The sequence below is a fragment of the Dyella acidiphila genome (assembly GCF_014863405.1).
Classification (GTDB): Bacteria; Pseudomonadota; Gammaproteobacteria; order Xanthomonadales; family Rhodanobacteraceae; genus Dyella_B; species Dyella_B acidiphila.
On record NZ_JACZZA010000008.1, the window covers coordinates 282755 to 301156 of the forward strand.

16 protein-coding genes and 1 pseudogene are annotated in these 18402 nt (G+C 57.3%); 7 read left to right on the top strand and 10 right to left on the bottom strand.

Features of this window, described 5'->3' with window-relative positions:
* Positions 1–42 precede the first annotated feature (42 nt).
* From IGX34_RS14280 to IGX34_RS14305, 6 genes are all read right to left on the bottom strand, one after another.
* Positions 43–1068: an SDR family oxidoreductase gene (locus IGX34_RS14280; RefSeq protein ID WP_192556390.1), complete on the bottom strand. Its 1026-nt coding sequence runs from the start codon at positions 1066–1068 to the stop codon at positions 43–45.
* The gene (locus IGX34_RS14285; protein ID WP_192556391.1) at positions 1065–1499 is read right to left on the bottom strand and encodes a sensory rhodopsin transducer; all 435 of its coding nucleotides are present in this window, start codon (positions 1497–1499) and stop codon (positions 1065–1067) included. Before IGX34_RS14285 ends, IGX34_RS14280 begins: the two co-directional genes overlap by 4 nt.
* 9 nt (positions 1500–1508) lie before the next feature.
* Positions 1509–2630, bottom strand: a complete 1122-nt coding sequence (locus IGX34_RS14290; RefSeq protein ID WP_338015475.1) for an enolase C-terminal domain-like protein — start codon at positions 2628–2630, stop codon at positions 1509–1511.
* Between the two features lie 212 nt (positions 2631–2842).
* Positions 2843–4432: a GMC family oxidoreductase gene (locus IGX34_RS14295; RefSeq protein ID WP_225737466.1), complete on the bottom strand. Its 1590-nt coding sequence runs from the start codon at positions 4430–4432 to the stop codon at positions 2843–2845.
* Between the two features lie 70 nt (positions 4433–4502).
* A complete protein-coding gene (locus tag IGX34_RS14300) occupies positions 4503–5144 on the bottom strand; it encodes a gluconate 2-dehydrogenase subunit 3 family protein (RefSeq protein ID WP_192556393.1) in 642 nt (213 codons plus the stop codon).
* Positions 5141–6070 (bottom strand): hypothetical protein, encoded by a 930-nt coding sequence (locus IGX34_RS14305; RefSeq protein WP_192556394.1) that lies wholly within the window; start codon positions 6068–6070, stop codon positions 5141–5143. The genes IGX34_RS14300 and IGX34_RS14305 overlap by 4 nt, the downstream gene beginning before the upstream one ends.
* 293 nt (positions 6071–6363) lie before the next feature.
* Here IGX34_RS14305 and IGX34_RS14310 point away from each other — a divergent pair, with 293 nt between their 5' ends.
* Positions 6364–7464 (top strand): AI-2E family transporter, encoded by a 1101-nt coding sequence (locus tag IGX34_RS14310; RefSeq protein ID WP_192556395.1) that lies wholly within the window; start codon positions 6364–6366, stop codon positions 7462–7464.
* Positions 7465–7533: 69 nt separating this feature from the next.
* On the opposite strand, the gene IGX34_RS14315 is transcribed toward IGX34_RS14310, so the two are convergent.
* Entirely contained in the window at positions 7534–8088 is a 555-nt protein-coding gene (locus IGX34_RS14315; protein ID WP_192556396.1) for a single stranded DNA-binding domain-containing protein, read from the bottom strand.
* A gap of 773 nt (positions 8089–8861) precedes the next feature.
* Between IGX34_RS14315 and IGX34_RS14320 the strand changes: the two genes are divergently transcribed.
* The 5 genes from IGX34_RS14320 (at position 8862) to IGX34_RS14340 (ending at position 13932) form a co-directional block, all read left to right on the top strand.
* Complete coding sequence (locus tag IGX34_RS14320) at positions 8862–10049, top strand: glycosyltransferase family 2 protein (RefSeq protein WP_192556397.1); 1188 nt, start codon at positions 8862–8864, stop codon at positions 10047–10049.
* On the top strand, positions 10046–11203 hold the full coding sequence (locus tag IGX34_RS14325) for an acyl-CoA dehydrogenase family protein (protein ID WP_192556398.1): 1158 nt from the start codon (positions 10046–10048) through the stop codon (positions 11201–11203). Before IGX34_RS14320 ends, IGX34_RS14325 begins: the two co-directional genes overlap by 4 nt.
* Complete coding sequence (locus tag IGX34_RS14330; protein WP_192556399.1) at positions 11196–11930, top strand: PIG-L deacetylase family protein; 735 nt, start codon at positions 11196–11198, stop codon at positions 11928–11930. The genes IGX34_RS14325 and IGX34_RS14330 overlap by 8 nt, the downstream gene beginning before the upstream one ends.
* Positions 11917–12477, top strand: coding sequence for a class I SAM-dependent DNA methyltransferase (locus tag IGX34_RS14335; protein WP_192556400.1), 561 nt, complete (start codon positions 11917–11919; stop codon positions 12475–12477). The genes IGX34_RS14330 and IGX34_RS14335 overlap by 14 nt, the downstream gene beginning before the upstream one ends.
* A 219-nt stretch (positions 12478–12696) precedes the next feature.
* Complete coding sequence (locus tag IGX34_RS14340) at positions 12697–13932, top strand: DUF2252 family protein (protein ID WP_192556401.1); 1236 nt, start codon at positions 12697–12699, stop codon at positions 13930–13932.
* A gap of 150 nt (positions 13933–14082) precedes the next feature.
* Here the strand turns inward: IGX34_RS14340 and IGX34_RS14345 are convergent.
* A pseudogene (locus IGX34_RS14345) lies at positions 14083–14806 on the bottom strand (response regulator transcription factor).
* An 804-nt stretch (positions 14807–15610) separates the two neighbouring features.
* On the opposite strand from IGX34_RS14345, the gene IGX34_RS14350 reads away from it, so the two are divergent.
* Positions 15611–16489 carry a hypothetical protein gene (locus IGX34_RS14350; protein ID WP_192556402.1) on the top strand — a complete coding sequence of 293 codons (879 nt, stop codon included), beginning with the start codon at positions 15611–15613 and terminating at the stop codon, positions 16487–16489.
* A 103-nt stretch (positions 16490–16592) separates the two neighbouring features.
* Here IGX34_RS14350 and IGX34_RS14355 read toward each other — a convergent pair whose 3' ends face one another.
* Both IGX34_RS14355 and IGX34_RS14360 read right to left on the bottom strand, forming a co-directional pair.
* Entirely contained in the window at positions 16593–17342 is a 750-nt protein-coding gene (locus IGX34_RS14355) for an SseB family protein (RefSeq protein WP_192556403.1), read from the bottom strand.
* Between the two features lie 59 nt (positions 17343–17401).
* Positions 17402–18088 carry a hypothetical protein gene (locus tag IGX34_RS14360; RefSeq protein WP_192556404.1) on the bottom strand — a complete coding sequence of 229 codons (687 nt, stop codon included), beginning with the start codon at positions 18086–18088 and terminating at the stop codon, positions 17402–17404.
* Positions 18089–18402: the final 314 nt, after the last annotated feature.

Consider the following 18402-nt stretch of genomic DNA (forward strand, 5'->3'; position numbering starts at 1 on the left):
AAGTTCCTTGACCTCGCCCGATATGTCCAGAGGCAGTATTCCTCAATCCAGCCCCTGCCGTGAGCGATCGTCCCGGCCCTTTCTGGCCCAGGCGAGCACACTCAAACCCGCTATCGCCCCCGCCATAGCCACCAGTTCATTTCGGTGTGACGTAAGCCACCAATGCAAACTGCCTGATTTTGACTGACCATCAAATCGCCCATGCACGCCATAGTCCACTTGCACGGCCTCAAACAGATTGCCTGACCGTTTCTTCGGCAACGGCGCTTCGTCCATTTGAGCTGCATATCCGTCCCGCACCAGAATGCGGTCGAGGATGGAGGGGAAAAATTTGTTGAAGAAGATCGCCTTCCAGGCTGGGAACCCGACGCATACTTCACGGTGCCGATGATGGGCTGCCCAGTAGATACCTTTTGCGGCCAGTTCGGGTTGGAAGATAGGTGGTACCGGCTTGGGTTGCCTGGGCAGAGGCGTGCGCGCCCATTCGAATTGTGGGGTGTTGATCGCTGACAACTGCACCATGGTGATATGCACCCGACTGCGCTCGTGCATCAATTCCACCCGAAGCGAATCGGTAAACCCCCGGACAGCAAATTTGGATGCGCAGTAGGCGGACTGCAGGGGAATGGCGCGATAGGCAAGTGCCGAGCCCACCTGGACAATGCAGCCGCGATTGCGTAGCCGCATGCTACGTAGCGCAGCCAACGTGCCGTATACGGTCCCGAGGTAGGTTACCTCCGTAGCGCGCCGGAATTCGTCGGCGGTGATATCGCTGACTGGCGCAAAGATGGTCGCCATCGCGGCATTGACCCAGATATCAATGGGTCCGAGCTCTCGCTCAATACGGATGGCGGCCTCCTCCACTGCTTTGGCATCAGCCATGTCGACAGCGATCGCAAGTACTTTGCACCCGAGTGCTTGAATTTCGCTGGCGACGCCATGCAGGGCAGGGCTTTCGCGAGCAAGTAACGCCACGTTCGCACCGTGTCGTGCGAAGCGATGCGCAGTGGCTCGTCCTACACCGGCAGACGCACCGGTGATGACGACAACGTCAGCACGCCGTTTCATGGATGATGTTCCGCGTAGGCCAGCGTCGAGATCAGGGCCAGGGCGCTGTCGCGCGAATCCAGTCGGGTGTGCTGGACCACAATGGGCACGTCAGAGACAATCACACTTGCGTAGTCGGTGTCGCGGGGAATGGGTTCGGGATCGGCCAGGTCATCAAAACGCAGGTGCAGGGTGCGTCGCGCCGGCACTATGACGCGATAAGGGCCTACCGGCTCGCGATTTGAAAAGTAAATGCTGATGCAGATGTTGGCGTCAGTGTCATTGGTATTCAGCAGGCATGCGGTTTCGTGGCTCGCCAGGCTGCTGGAACCCGCGTGCTGGGTCTCGGAAGGAATGTAGCCTTCTGCAATCGCCCAAAGACGATGGCCCAGTGCGGCATTGTCCGTCGGCCGCCAGGCGGCCTGTGATTTTTCAGGGGGTACGGTTGGCATCGGAATATCTCATGCGGCGACTAAGTAGCGGTCCACATCTTTTTGCTTGAGTGTCATGCCGAGGCCGGGCTGTTCGGCATCCACGGTGAGCGCGCCTCCGGCGAGCACGGGCAGCCCATCGAAGAAGATGGCTTCAATACGGGCGTGATCGTAGAAGTATTCAACATGATCAAGCTGACCGACACTGCTGCAGACGTGGGCGTGCAAATGAGGCGAGCAATGCGCTGAAACGGGTATGTGATAACCCTCCGCTAGCGCGGCGGCTTTGATGAATCCCGTAAAGCCGCCGCAACGTGTGCTGTCGATCTGCAGCACGTCCACGGCTTCGTGTGCAAGCATTCGTCGGAAGTAGTCGGTATCCCAGCCATATTCGCCGGCGGCGACCTGCATACCGCCAGGCACATGGTCGCGAATCCAGCGCAGGCCTTCCAGGTCATCGGAAGATACGGGTTCTTCCAGCCAGGAAACATCGTGGTGGGCGAATGTTTCGGCCATGGCGACGGCCTGCTCGCGGGTGTAGGCGCCGTTGGCATCCACCATCAGGCTGGTGTCTTTGCCGATCGCTTCGCGCACCGCGGCTACGCGTTGTGGATCTTCTTCCGGAGTGGTGCCAACCTTCATCTTGACGCGGGTAAAGCCCTGGTTGGCGAAGCGGCTGAGCTGGTTCTGCAGCAAGGTGATGTCGTAGGAGGTGAATCCGCCGCTGCCATACAGTGGAATTTTTTCGCGCGCGCGCCCCATCAGGTGCACCACGGAGACACCGAGCATGCGCGCCTTGAGATCCCACAATGCGTGATCGACTGCGGAAATGGCCATTAGTCCGGTGCCGGGCCGACCGATATTGCGCAGACTGCGATTCATATCCATCCACAACGTCGGGATGTCCATCGGGCTGGCGCCGACCAGGCACTCGCGCAATGGTGCGGCAATGATGGACGCAGCGGCGCGATGCGCGTAGCTATAGCCCATGCCCTCATAGCCCCCACAACGAATGGTGGCGAGGATTACGGTAGTTGCGTTCCAGGCCAATGTTCCATCGGCTTCCGGATAGTCGGTGGGAACATCGTAAACCCGCACTTGCACGTCATTGATGCGGCTTTCGGCATGGCGCAAGAGGATGACTGGAGCCACGTGCTTTCTCGTCCGGGTAATGGGTGGACCGTGGGTAGCTTGTGACCAAGTGGATCGGAAGCAGGTGAAGAAATCATCGCCGTCGTGTTTATCCCGCTATTGACGGCTTGCCAGGTGAATTGCTCTTTCCCCCGCGTGAGCTCGGGCCTGTGCTGCTGTTCCGCAGTTCAGTCGCTCTTAGGTGGAGGTATTCTTCAACACGATGTAAGTCGTCATGACATCTTCTTCTGAGGCCGACGATCAAGCTCACCTCGCCCCGCCAAAGCCGCTATGCGATCAGCCGTACGCAACGCGATCGCTTGAATGGTCAAAGAAGGATTGACGCCACCGACCGTGGGGAACACCGAGCCATCGCAGATCCACAAGTTGGGGATATCCCAGCTGCGGCAGTCACCATCCACGACGCTGCAACGTGGATCGTCGCCCATCCGCGCAGTGCCGTTCAAATGGCAGGTGTCGTTGGTTTCCTCCCAGATATCCCCGACACCGGCTGCATCGAGCGCGCGCCCCATGAAATCCAGCGCATGCCTGATAAGACGTTTGTCGTTGTCACAGAAGGAATAGGTCACGCGAGCGATCGGCAATCCGTTGGCATCTTTCTCGTCCGCCAGGGTGACGCGGTTCCGCTCTTGCGGAAGAGTCTCGCCGACGATCTTCAATCCCACCTGATGGTTGTAGTGTTGCATTTCATCCAATAACGCCTGTCCCCACAGGCCACGGCGATTGAGCGCGCCGGCCCAGACGATCGGCAAGGGGCCTTGGCTCATATAGCTGTATCCGCCGAAGAAATCCTTGCCAATATCGGTGTAGTTCCAGTGCTCGGTGATGGCGAGGGAAGGCGGCCCCTTATAGGCGCGGATTTCTTCCGGCATCACCCCCCAGACGGCCTGGTTGGATTGCACCATCAGGTTTTTACCCAGCAGTCCTGAGCTGTTGCCAAGCCCGTCGGGAAACCGACTGGTGGCGGACAGCAGCAAGAGGCGAGGTGTTTCGATCGCATAGCCGGCGACCACTACATGGCGCGCACGCTGAAATTGGCGCTGTCCTTCGCGGATGTATTCCAGCCCGGTAACGCGGTCGTTGTTGCCCACAGCGATGCGGGTCACCATGGCCAAGTCGCGAATTTCAGCACCGGCGGCCACCGCACGCGGAATCCATGTCACCAGTGCGCTCTGCTTGGCATTGGTCGCGCAGCCTGAGACGCAGAAGCCACGATACACGCATGGCGGGGAATGCCCCCGTGGTGCGGACACGGTGGCCAATGGCGTAGACGTCCAGTCGATACCCAATGCTTCGGCGCCGCGGGCCAACACCCAGGCGGCGGCATTGAGCTCGTGTTCGCGATAGGGATAGCGCGGCCGTTTAGGGCCCCAGGGGTACTTCAGCGGCCCAGAAATTTTCAGGGCTTGCTCGACCTGCGTGTAGTAGTGCCACATTTCGCGCCAATCCAGCGGCCAATCAGCGCCGTAGCCAAGCAGGCTACGCGACTTGAACCATTCCGGCCGGAACCGCAGCGAGACCATCGCGAAGTGCACCGTGCTGCCGCCGATCGCCTTGCCGCTGTTATTGGTGCCTAACACCAGCGGTGTTTCACCATCGCAAAGGCGCTCATCGGTCCAGAATAACTTCTTCTGATGCGACTCATCCGAGGCAAACTCCTCCAAGGGCCGCCACCATGCACCCGCATCGAAAGCGACCACACGGAACCCCAGTTCTGATAACCGGCATGCCAGTGTGCCGCCGCCGGCACCCGTGCCGACGATGGCAAAATCGACGTCATCGTCATGTTCAAATTCACGCATCGGCACCCAGCCGCCGTGACGGAATACATCAGGAGCGCGTCCGTTTTTCCCACGAGGCTCGTCGGTGGCATCAGCGGACACGGTGTTTGCCCCGGCGTGCACGTACCTCATGACCAGGTTTGGCTTCTGCTGCTTCCCAGGGATCGCGGCGGTCAAAATACATACGCACGTAGCCCCGGGGATTGGCCGGACCGCCAAAGCCGATCTGGTTCCAGGCATAGGGATGCGAATAATAGATCGCGCAAATATCCTTAAGGACGCGATTCGAAAAAAATATGTCGGAGGGCAAACCGTGCCAGGCAGGATGAACCAGTTCACCGCGCTGCATGCGTTCCAATAAAAGATGGCGCTGTGGCGCGGCAAGGGAATAATACGGTTGGCGAAATGTGGCGATGCTTTCCTCATTGAGCGCCGCCAATCCGATACGCCAAGCCTGCCGAAGCGGAGGCAGGCGCATGTCGCGGTAGCCATCGCCAGCATTTGTGCGCAAGCGCTCATCGAGCATGGCGGCGACCGGAATTTGCGCCGCTTCCGGGGATTGCGGCATGACGCTTTCGCATACTGCCTGGAGGGTTTGCCATGCCAGTGGATCCAGGAAGCGAGATTCTGACGGTGGCGCCATGCGCTGCTTAATGACCTCACGCGTGACGTCATCCCAAGAGACAGTGCCGCGTTTGTCCAGTACGTTGTAGCCGGGATAACGGGCCTTCATGACTCCGCTTTCTCCAGTCGCAGTGCCGCAATCCCTGCCATAGCCAGTGCAGTGAGGCTTGGCGGCGCGGGCAGCGGTGGCCCACTGAGCAGGTTTTGGCTCCAATTACGCCACCCGCCTTGACTGCGTGCGACACCACGAGCATGAAACAGTACCCCGATGACACCTAGCCATTGAGCTGCAAGCAAAGCGATGCGTGCCGCCCAGTGCGGTTTGCGGCGCACGGCTGCAGCATGGATCAGCAAGGTTGCTGCAGCGGGTGCCAGCAACACCGGTGCATACATCGCGCGATGCTGAAACGAACCCCTCAAGTGCAGTAAGCCCACTTCGCCAGCGGTACCCAACAGCCCTGCAGCACATAGGAGGGCTGTGGACTGCCAAGCAGGCAAGCCAAGTAGGCGCGGCTGCACGGCCGGCTTCTCTCTCATACGTTCTGCTACATCTCCGAACACTCCTGACAACAGCAGGGCCATGGGGGCACCGATGGGAGCGGCATAAAACAGATTGTTCCAGCACCACCCGCCCGGGCGCTTGCCGATGTTGTAGCAATGAAATGCAGTGCCCGCGATACCGATGCCGGCAGCACTCCAATAAATGGCATGCCGCACGACGTGGCGCCTGGGGCGCGAGTCACCGCTGCTATGAATACCTGCCATCAGTGCACACAACGAAGACGCCAGGGGCAAAGTCATCGCAGGATTCGTAAACGAACCGCGATAGTGTTCCATCGCACTGTCAGCCAATACTGACCAGGCTAATAACGACGAACTACGGGTGAACGAATGGGCGGCCTTAAGCTGCCCCGGCGCTTGCATGCACTTACGGGTTTTATGGTGCAGAAATGTTCTGTCTCGATGGTACAGAGCCGCGATCGCCAGCCCTCCGGCGACAATGCAGCTCAACCCAAACACCTGCTTACGCTTCATAAAGACCCAGCATCAAGGCACGAATAGTTACCGCGCCGACCGTAAGTCCCTGTCTGTTTAACGCACGTGCACGGCGTGTCCTTTCAATATGATGGGGTAAAGCGGATGACGCGTCTCTGCTAAACGTGCTCTCGCTTCTGCATCGCAATAGATGCATGTCACCAAGTAACGGCGAAAAGGATGGCGTCCATCAAATGAGCACCATCAGCGCTCCAAGACGAATACTTCACACCGCGTAAATTTGGGCTTGCGCAGCATCGTCTAAAGAAGCCTTGCGAGATCAGGAATCAACGGTGTCGACGTTATCCGACAATGGCCCCAAACCCCGCATGCCTTTGCCCCGGGATATGGCCATCGTCTACCAAGGCGGCACGTTTTTCCTCGCTCTGTCGGCGGCTCTATATCTGGCGCGGGAAGTGCTCTTGCCTCTCGTACTGGCATTCTTCCTGAAGCTTCTTTTGCAGCCTGGTATGAAATGGTTGAGGCGTTTACGCATCCCTCGGCTTGCAGCGGCACTTTTTGCGGTGGTATTGCTGGTGGGCGTGATCGCGGGCTTGGGAGATCTGCTGAGTTCTCCAGCAGCCCACTGGGCGCAACGGCTGCCCGAAGGATTGCCACGCTTGCAAGAACGTGTACGGCTTATAAGCCATCCCATCAACGCGCTCATCAATCTACTCAAGCACGCCAAGAGCGTCGTGGTGGGTGGTGGCCCTTCCGGGCCGCCGGTGGAAGACACCGACATGCAGCAGCTCCTCCTATCGACTGCTCACGATCTTGTATCAGGTTTCGTCTGGACCATGTTGATGCTGTTCTTTCTCTTGATCGCCGGAGATACGTTTCTTCGGCGGCTGGTAGAGGTCATGCCTACGTTTGGCGACAAGCGCCAGGTGATTGATATTTCCCTGCAGGTGGAGTGCGACATTTCCGTCTATTTGACCACCATCACCATTATGAACGTGCTGGTGGGCATTATTACTGGCCTGGGCATGTGGTGGCTTGGCCTGTCCGATCCGCTGTTATGGGGTGTGGTGGCCTTCATGCTCAACTACGTCCCGATCTTCGGTCCGATATCGGGCATGGGCATGTTTTTGGGGGTGGGCATGTTGAGTCTTGACCCGCTATGGAAAGCGTTCCTACCGATGGTGTTGTACCTAGGCATCCATGTGGTTGAAGCCGACATTGTCACGCCAGTGCTCCTTGCCCGGAGCTTCACGCTTAATCCCGTGCTAGTCATGGCATCATTGCTCTTCTGGGACTGGCTATGGGGCATTCCTGGCGCCGTACTTGCCGTGCCGCTGCTGGCGATCTTCAAGATCATCTGCGACCGGGTTGAGCCGTTGGCGGCACTCGGGCATTTTCTGGAGGGTGAGCGATGGCGGATTTGGGAGCCCTAGTGTTACCGCGCGCGCAGCTTAGGTATATGCGTTTGATCCATGCGACTGTCCGTGTGCATCCCCGGATCACTATTTAGCCTTGGAGATATCCTCGTCCGAAGGGTGCCAGAAATAATCCGCATCCAGAACCGTACCCCATTTGGTCGTGCGCAGATTCCCAGATACAAACATGCGAATGCCAGGAGTCAAAAATTCCTCCAGGTCCTCGGCAAGTTCCGGAGCAAAGTGCACGGTAACGCCGTTTTGGAAGAGTAAGCCCCTCCGCTCGCCACGCGGGCCATAAAGCACTCGCTCTACTTCCCCTTCCATTTCGCGTTTTGCTGTGCGAGATCGTTTCTCGGCACGAGGCCGGTCGGGCGTGCCATGGTCCTCAATGCGCAAACCATGGGCCGATTCGATGAGCACTGCTGCAATCACATCGGCATTGCGCGGTTTGATCCCTCGCGCATAGACGAGATCTCCAGCTGTCACTGCCCGTGTAAGAGCCCTTCCGAGGTGGGGAGGTACAAGTACCTGCTGACCTTCGACGGATATGAATCCTTCCACGTAGCCTTCAGGGTTCACCAGAAACTGGCGCACGCGGTGCTTGGTTTCGGGTAAGGATTGAGGGTCGATCCAATGCATGGTGGCCAGTCATCCTTCGCCAGTCATCCTTCGAAAGTATGTGAGAGTGTAAAAGCCTGCGCGCCAATCACGCGTGACTAAAACGTCATAAGTGTGCGCATTCCATCACTATCGCAATCTACGGGACGGCGACCTTTTGTAAACGCGCGGCAGGCGATCGGCGGTGTAACGTGCCGCCATGAAATACGCTCGGTACGAATTGGAGATCGGCCTGGTGCGGCGTACTGCGTCACGGGAGGATGCCGGGTTAGCGCCTTCAATATGGGAGGCGTGGCACGTCCTTACGCGCCGTTGGCATCAGCGCGGGCGCGCATCCGCATCACATCCGAGGGAAGCCTGCGAGCGGATACGTTTAGCTATCTAGCGATCACGCTGCCAAAAAGCTTTCGAGATGTTCTCTGTTGTCTTCAAGGTCTATGAGAGGAACGTCAAGGCCACGGAGGCGATTCGTCAGCGCGCATTGATCTGATTGCCAGCAAAGGCAATCAAGCGAAGAGGGTGTGACACGCGGTGCATGGAACGTTCACTGCGCATGAACCGTGGCGCCGTAGGATGACAACGGGATTGTGCGGCGTGCCGGGGAAAAGCAGAGCAAGCGCTTATAGAGGTAAAGAAAACAGAAAAGATCGCTTGAGACCATGGCAGCCTGAAAGATCGGCAGGTGGTTGGGAGACGCATCATGATGAGGACTGTGCATGGCGCAGAGGAGTGAAAGGAAGGCTTGCCATGATGCCGGGCGCCGCCCGCCATGTCGCGCACCCCATCGCTCAGCTATGGCTGAGCTGGAACGCTCTCTGGCGCGCACGCACTGCAACATGACGGCGCGCCGTCATCCGCAGCCTCATATTGTCATCGCCATTCCGGTATGCAATGAAGTGGAGCGTATCGTGGCCTGCATGGAGGCGATCGAGGCGCAGGACGATGGACACAATACTGCGTGGACGGCAGGGATCGTGCGGTCGGTACTCTTGACGAATAGCTGTACTGACGGAACCTATGAATTGCTGCTCAGGCATACGGCGCGCTGGCACATGGCGACGACCGTCTATGATGTTACGTTGCCGCGAACACTTCGCAATGCAGGTCACGCCCGCTGGCTGGCCAACCATGCGGCACTGGATCTTCTTCCTGCACGCGGCGGCATGTTATTCATGACCGACGCTGACAGCATTGTGCCACCCAACTGGGTCGCCAACTATGTGTCCTTGCTACGCGCCGGTTACGATGCGGTGATCGGCAGGGTGGATCTGTGCGAGGAAGACTGCACCGATTTGCCAGCAAGTCTTCGTGGTCGCTGTGAGCACGAGGAACGCTATATCGCGTTGCTTGATGAGTTGGAATGCTTGCTGGATCCGGTTCCTGATGATCCCTGGCCGAGACACTACAGTGCGTCGGGTGCGAATGTCGCGCTACGCACCGAGGTTCTCACTGCCATTGGTGACTTCCCGCGCGTAGCCTGTCACGAAGACAAATGCCTAGCCCGAGCACTGGAGGTGCAGGGCTGCCGTGTCCGCCATGATGACCTCACGCGGGTACACACTTCAGGACGACTCTTTGGGCGTGCGGCGGGGGGAATGGCCGATACGCTGCGGCTTCGCTCGCGTCAGCCACATTCGCCTTGTGATGAGCGTCTGGAGCTCGCGGACCGAGCGCATATCCGCGCTCACCTTCGCGGCACGCTGCGAACGGCTTACACCGCAGGCGTGCCTTCTTTCTGCACACTTATGGGCATCTTCGAGGACTTCGCTCTTGACGTACCAGATTGGCTGGAACGGTCCATTGTTCATCCGTTTCCCGCATTCTGGGCACTCTTGGAGCAACGCCATCCAAGTCTGAGTCGCGAAGCCATGCGGCCGGAACAGTTATCTGGCGAAATTGAGCGCGCAAAGCATCTTTTGAATGCCGTACGGCACCACCGAATGCAGCCGGCCTCGGTCATGGCCGAAGAGCACATCGCATGAGCCCTCGCACGGTTTCTCACAACGAATGTGCGCACTCTCTGAGCGTACTAACTGCCTTACGGCAGCACGCATCTGCACTGGCACAAGCCGCTATTGAGGACGATGTCACTGAAGCTTTCCCTCATCGCGCGATACGGATACTGGAAAGTGCCGGCTGTTTGCATGCCGTCTTGCCACCTGAGCGAGGAGGGCTTGGCCTGGGGTGGATGCCGGCTTCCACCCCGTTGTTGCTGGATTTGCTTCGCGCCATGGGCGGCATCCATTTGTCAGCCGCACGCTTGTTCGAGGGTCATGTCAATGCATTCGAGCTCCTGTGGACATGCGGCACCCCTGATCAACGAGATGCTGTATGTGCCTATATCAGGCGGGGCGAGTTGCTTGGGGTTTGGAACGCGCCCTCTTTTCGTGGCGAATTGACGCTCACTACCAACACCAAAGGTAGCTATACGCTGGAGGGTCCCAAGGCATACGCGTCGGGCGCGGGAGGCATCCGCCGGCCGCTAGTGACGGCCCAACACCCTGAGCTGGGCTTGCTGATAGTGTGGCCGGATTTGCCCTATGAGATAGGTCCGGCGGACGATTGGCTCATGCATGGCATGCGCGCATCCATGACCCGGTCCGTGCGCTTTCATGGTGAAGTGGACCACGATCATGTGTTTGGCACGCACGATGACTACCATCGGCAACCTGGCTTCTCAGGTGGAGCGTGGCGCTTCCTGGCCGCTCAGTTGGGGGCAGGGGAGGCGCTGGTTGAAGGAATGCGTGACAGTCTGGTGCAACGGCGACGTGCCATTGACACATGCCAGCAGCTGCGGATGAGCGAATGCATGGTAGCGCTGGATACCGCCCGCAAGTGGGTCTCGGACGCCGCCGTGTATCTACGCCGTTCCGAATTATCTATCGAGGCTATCGTCTGCCATGCGAATGAGGCCCGCATAGTCGTGGAGCGCGCGCTGTTGGACGTGCTTGAACGTGTGCATCGTGGCGTAGGACTACAAAGCTTTTCACGATCTTCACCGCTGGAGCGGATAGCACGCGACCTGGCCACGTATCTCAGGCAGCCAGCTCCGGATGCGTTGTTAATCGCGGTAGGCGAGCAGGCCTTCAAGACTCCGTTACCTGGATTGCTGGGCGGCCCTTACGACCATGAATAGCTGCGCCGCGCACATCTTGAATACATTTCCATGGCGTGATCCTGCCCGTATGGCGTTGGACCGCGATGTGCTGGTCGTCGCGCCGCATCCTGACGATGAAAGCCTGGGATGCGGCGGACTTCTTGCATGGGCGGCGGCAACCCAGCACCGGCCCCGCGTCTTGTTCCTGACTGATGGAGAAAAGTCACATCCCGGCTCAGCCAGCTACCCACCCGAACGATTGGGAAAGGTTCGCCGTAAAGAGGCGGTGCATGCCTGTGCGACCTTAGGCATGACTCATCATGACGTAACGTTTCTCGGCCTTCCCGACGCGGGACTCGACTCACTGGGCGAGGAAGACTTGGCCGAATCGGTCGCCGCGATTCGCCACTGGTTATCATGGTCGCCGCGGGCCCTGGTCGGTGTGACGGCAATGACTGATGCGCATGGCGATCACATTGCTGCGCATCGTTTGGTAAAGGCTGCTTTGGCAGGTCAACAGCAGCATCGGCTATTCGCCTACCCTGTATGGACGTGGCTACAGTCAGGGCATTCTTGTTTATGGAATACCTATGGATGGCGTGTTGATATTGGATTGTATCGACGCCAGAAGGAAGCAGCCATTGCTTGCCACGCAACGCAGCACGGCCAATTAATCGTCGACAGTCCTGATGCTTTCGTACTTCCGCCCGAGCTTCTGAGTCACGTGTGTCGCGGGTACGAGGTCTTGCTTGATGCCCACTTTTGACCGTGCTTATTTCGAAGCCCTGTATGCTGCGGAGTCAGATCCTTGGGCTTTTCGCAGTAGTGGCTACGAGCATCATAAGTACAGCGCCACCATCGCAGCGCTCGAGGGTGGGAGATTCCAGCGATGTCTGGAGCTCGGTTGCTCCATTGGCGTCTTGACCCGACGCTTGCTGGAGCATTGCGACTATGTTGTGGCGATAGATACCAGTGAACAGGCTTTGGCCGAAGCGCGCCAATATTGTGTGAGTGACTGCGTGACGTTTCGGCAACTGCATCTTCCCGACGGAGATTTAGGGAGGGGATACGACTTGGTGGTTGCATCCGAGGTTCTCTATTACTTGGAACGCCCGGCGTTAATACGTCTTTCGCATCACCTGCGGCGTGTGGTGCAAAGGCAAGCACTGCTGCTCGCCGTGCACTGGACAGGTACGACGAACTATCCACTCACCGCCGATGAGGCAACCCGGATAGCTTTTGAGGAGACAGGTGCGGAGTGGCTTCATGGTAAGACGGAGCCCTGTTTCAGGCTTGATGTGGGACGCTTTTGACGGTCGGGCGGGACGTACTAGGCCACACGACATCGCTTGAAGGTCAGTCCAGGCGGGGGTATTGTCCTATCTACGTTTAGCGCTTACGCAGGGGCGCCATACTGCTGGCCATCATGTTCGCGGTTCAATGGCTATCGCACAACGTGCACTCATCGCCCTACCGTGATGAGATGATCTGTTCCATCGACGGACACGGTGAAGAGGGAGGTCACGCAAAATATGAAAAATAGCGTATCGCCTAACCGGTCCATCGTTTCGCCAGAGCAGCGGTCCGCGGCGCTGGTGGACCGTAGAAACCGTAAGATGGCTCAGTCTGCTCACGCATTCGTCCGTGGAACCACGGCACGTTTTTACCAATGGCTCGCTTCCCGTCATGCTCCGGTTCTGCCAGATGGACCGGATGTATGGATTTGCGGCGATTGCCACCTTGGTAATCTCGGCCCTCTCGCCGATGGCCGGGGAAACGTCGATATTTTGATTCGGGATTTTGATCAGGCGGCGTGGGGCAATCCAAGTTTCGATGTTTGTCGCCTGGCGTTATCGCTATCGGTACTTGCACGCAGTTCCGACCTCCCTGGCATGGCGACCGCTCACATTCTTGAACGGCTGCTCCTGGGGTACGAGATGGCATTTCCTGAGAAACCCAAGACCGCACCTTCCATGCCTCCTTTGCTGCGTATGAAAGTTCTGCGGGCGCATCGCAGGACGTCTAAGATATTGATGCGTGAGCGAACAGGCGATGACACGCTGAAATTGCCCTTGGGTTGTCATTTCTGGCCGCTTTGGCGTCAGGAACGCAACGCTTTGGATGATATGTTTCAGATGCCATCCGTGCTTGAGTTGGTAACCCAAGCTAAAAAGCATTCGTCTCAGGGGTCAATTCATCTCGCCGACGCGGCGTATTGGCGAAAAGGCTGTAGTTCGTTAGGGAATTCTCGCTATGCCGTGCTTTTGGAGGTGACGTCATCTTCGCGCGGAACAGAAGATTGGTGTCTTATGGACATCAAGGAAGCCGGACCTGCACTTGTTCCAGTTCGTTCAAACGCAAGCCATGCCATCTCCGACCATGGCAGTCGCGTGGTCAAGGCTGCCACGCAACTTTCTCCCCATCTCGGCTTGCGCATGCAGTCCACACACATGCTTGGAAAATCCTTTTTTGTCCGACAACTCATGCCGCAAGACATGAAATTGGATATTCGCAGTTTGCGTCCAGGAAGTGCTGGCGAGCTTGCTGTGTACTTGGGGTATATCCTGGGGCGCGCCCACATGAGGCAAATGTCGCCTGATATTCGCCAAGCGTGGAAAAAAGACTTGAATCGTGCACGGCGCAAGTCGGTCGATGCGCCCTCCTGGCTCTGGGACGCTACTGTGGGTCTTCTCGCTGATCTCGAGGCAGCCTATCTTGAGCATTGCCGCAGACACGTCATGGGGACGTTTCGCCGCCGCATGGGTTAGTCGCGTTTCCGATGCAACGACGATTGCTTATATAAAGGCGATGAAAGGCATCCTTGTCAAGCGAATGTCGGACTGATCGCCATGAATTGATTGGCTATCGAGGATTCTCAAAAAGGGACACCCTTGCGCGTGATTTATCTGCAATGTTCCTTAAACCACTGTCGTCGCTTTCTCCGTCGGGTCATACAAGCGGTACCCCGCAGAGTGGAGAACATGGAGCAACGGCGTATCAAAAAGGCTTATCGATAGCGGCGCGCAAGTAATGGATGTGAGTGCGCAAGGTATCCGAATCAGGAATGTTGTCTCCCCAGATTTGGCGCTCGATGACTTGTCGCCTTACGAATCGAGGTGATTCATGCATAAGGATAGTCAAAATCTGCCGGCCGACAGGAGTTAGAACAATACTCTTGCCGGCGCGAGCCACCTCAAGGGTAGTTATATTGAGCGTCAGGTCGCCTACGCAAAGTATTTGATTGGTTACTTCACGCCGTACGCGACGGATCAGCCCATGGACACGTGCACTCAATTCACGCATAGCGAAAGGCTTTACCAAATAGTCATCAGCGCCAGCATCCAGACCTTGTAACTTGTCTTCCAGCAAGTCGCGAGCAGTCAGCATCACAATGGGTGTGCTAATTCGGCCATCATGGCGCAGTCGCCGGCAGGCATTTAAGCCATCGATGCCGGGAAGCATGATGTCGAGAATGATGGCGTCGTATCTATTTCTTGTCGCAAGGTACAGCCCGCTGATACCGTCTTCCGCATGGTCGAGAGAGTAGCCCTCGCTTTCCATATATGCCCTGATAGATTCCGCGATCTCGCGCGTATCCTCGATCAACAGCAGGGTGCCTTTGCGTTCGGAGACCGTATTCATGCTTGTCCGCCTTCGGCAGTCCTCACATCGATGAAAACTACTTCGCTACTCTGTAGAAAATATGTAAAGAATAGGGTGGGAAAGAATTTATGTGCCGTGCCATTGACCGTTTAGTCATGCTCGTCAGAAATTATTAATTTGACAGGGTGCGCTATCAGGCCGCCGCAAAGCCAATTTCAAATGTACTAACGAGGTTAGTAATTTTGAACATGCGACCCTGGTAACGATGAATTTTCGACCCATCGCAGGGAGGGGGGCGGGGATTGGACTCTCCCTCCAAGCCAAGATCCTGGTGCGCGAACAGGAATGGCGGTCGCTGCAGGGGCTTCTTTGCTGACCGGTGGCTTGGTATTGCCAACTACCATTAGCAGAGGCTTCATGTATCGCGCCGTAGGGCACGAGGCTCTTCTTGCACGATATTCTTGACTATCGATTTCTAGGTCCGATGGCGAACATGCCGCCGCCATACATGCTTTCTAGGCAGTTGGATCACAGGTCGCTAACGCAGATCCTTTAATAGTTCGTCTCAGCCCAGCACGAAGAGCTCCTAGACAAACGAAGGGGCTTGGTTGCCGGGGCTCAGGGCGGCGCGCTTGCGCCAACGCAGGGAAATTACTGTGGAGGGGCCTCACCATGCGTGACACATCTCACCAACGTATCCGTGCCGTCACAAGGCAGAAAGGCGGTATTGGATATGTGCTTCTTTGGCTATTGGGAGTTCCGCTTCCGGTTCTCATTGTCGTCGCATTACTGCGCGGGTGTGCATAAGCACATGTTGCGTTAACCACATGAAGGAGAAGGGCCATGGTTGAAGCGCATGTAACCCGGGCAGTAGAGGCAGACAATCGCTGGGCGATAATGAGTTTTCGAGCCATTTTTGCTGGTTGGCTGCTGGCAACCGGAATGGCAGTACTGCTCTATATCGGTGGCTTAGCTATGGGTTTTTCAATATTTAATCCATGGAATGCCGCCGCAAGCGCCAAGGGTATTGGCATCGGAACATCCATTTGGGTGGTATTGACCTGGGTCGTATCACTCTGGCTCGGCGGCATGTTTGCTAGTTGGTTTGCTGCGCATGACGATCGAACGGTGGGAACCCTTCATGGCGTGACGGTATGGGGGTTATCCGTAACCGCAGTGCTGTTATGGATCGTCATGGGGCTGGGTATGCACGGGACAAATGCGCCTATGGCCGCCGCTCTGTCGTCACCGAGTGGCACGCCTGGATCCGTGTTGATATCCCCTAAGTCTGATCAGCAAAAACGCTGGCTGGGGAATGGATCGCTCGCTGTTTTGCAGGCAGAAGTTCTCTCCCGATTGAACTCCCATGACCGCGAAACAGCAGACAGGATCGTTGAAGCATTGCTTGAAGGGCGTGACGATGTTGCGTCCAATCTGTTTGCTGCTTCCAATGGCACCAGTACTGCGGAAAGCGCCGGTATTATGGCTTCCATGGCCTCGGATACTCAGGCTGCTCAAATCGACACCAAAATTCGTGCCGACCGTATTGCACATGATATGGCAACTGCGCTCTGGGTCATTTTTGCCAGCGTGTTACTTGGCCTCATCGCCGCCATGCTCGGCGGATGGGTGGGAGCGCATCACATTTGTCGCATCTACCATCTGCGCACATTTGAGACGTCCAGACCAGGCACGTTTTGGAAAATGCGCTCGAAAGCTTAGCAGCGGTAGTCGATAACCCACAAACTTACGACGCGGCTAAGATGCATTACGCGGTTATAAGACGGTCCGTCAGAACGTGATAAGCATCGCGTGTGACGCCGAACTAAGGGCGAGGCGGGACTGGACGCTGATAGAATGGTGGCAGTCCAGCCTGCTTAAGGCCTTCCCTATGGGAAGGTTCGTCTGGAAGAAAGCGAACGATGATGGATGTTGCGTCAGCGCCGGCTTTAACCGCTATGGCTTTTAGCGTGTCAGCCAACGCTCGGTCGGCAGGCTCATTCAAGCCCAATACGATCTCGGTGCGAAGTCTTTTACCGCGAGTCAGTTCATACAGGAAGGCCTGGTCGACCCGACCGGTGGTGTTGAACCACTCCACGAGTTTGACCGCCACCGGATATAGCGCGTCATCGGGCAGCTGAAAGATCCAAGGCGCGGACTGCGATGGCCATTCCGCATCGTGATGCGATTCGGCAATAAAACGACGCAACATCGTCCGCTGCGCCGCCTGCAATTCAAAGGGCGCGTCTGATAGCGGATTGACGATATACGTTTGGTCGCCACCCGCGGCCAACAATACGCGTACGAGAACGTCGGTGAGCTTCGCGGGTGCCGGTAGCGCAAATGGCAGATGCGTGGCGCGGGTAAAGATAGGCACGAACGCGACGCCGTCGGTCTCGCGTCGCCATTGCACAAGGTTGCGTTCCGGCGCGGCCTCACCGGGTCCCGGGGGCTGTCGCAAGATGATCGCCACCCGTTGACTGCTTAACCTATATAAGAAGTCCGTTTCCTCCTGGTCGCCGTGGTTGGCCTGACGCCACAATATTTCCAACCGATCATCTTCCGCGTGCGCCATCAACGTATTCCTGCTCCGCCGTTATTCGTTGGGAGTTCTCCTGGCATCCCCAACATGGACTAGTGGAGCGTACGATGCCGTGTCATGGCATTGGCTAAGGCTTCGGCCGAAGGCCTGACGGTGAGGTATTCGTCGTCCAGTCGAGTTACCTCGTGGGCGAAGATCAGGGCGAGGGTGCTCATGGGGAGATCGGCGGGCCGGCTCATCCCGCGAATGGCCCAGCCTTCAAGCTGTGCGCGACGGGCATAGCTGGCGATCGCCTCTGCGAAGACCACGCTCAACCGGGAAACATCCGTCCCACCTTGCTGATGCGTCATCGTGAGTGTGCGCATGGCCAAGTAGATCAGATACATCACCTGACCGACGCTGAAGTCTTCCAGCGCCCGCCGTAGGGCATCAATGGCCTGGTTCGTCCATTCCGGGTTGTAACCGAACTTGGCCAAGCTCCAGCGCGCATATTGGGTGACTTCCGCCAGGGCGAGGTCTTCCCACAATGCCAAGAGTGCCTGGGACGTGTCTTCGGAGAATTCGATGTCACGAAGCAGCTCCTTGACTTCCTCATGCTGCCGACGGCAGTCCCGCGGCGCCCAGCGGATTCGCCAGGCGATGCTGTCAAACCCATGCCGCATCCAATCCCGCGCGAGCAGCCAGTCTTCAGCATGGGACTGAGACACCTCCGGCTCGATGATCCCTAGTGCGTATAGCCAACCATTTGACCATGCGCTGCCACGTTGATTGCCCAGCACTGGCAAATAGCCTGACCACTATGGCCGCCATCGTTGACCACAATCACTCTTCATGGTCATGTCAATGAACCTAGTCCAAGGGACTTTGATAGTGAGCTATTGAAGCTACTTTGACGCTGGTCAATGGATGGAAAACGCTTATCTCAAAGTTTCGGCCCTAATTAGGCCGACCATGAGATGCCGCCGTACACATCTCTTTGCCACCGAAGCCAGAACATCTCGACTTGCACACTTTCGGCAGGAGCCCGGGATGAACCATTCTGGTGCGGGAGTTGACCCGCGCTTTCCATCAGTGCGGCTTTGCGCACCCTATG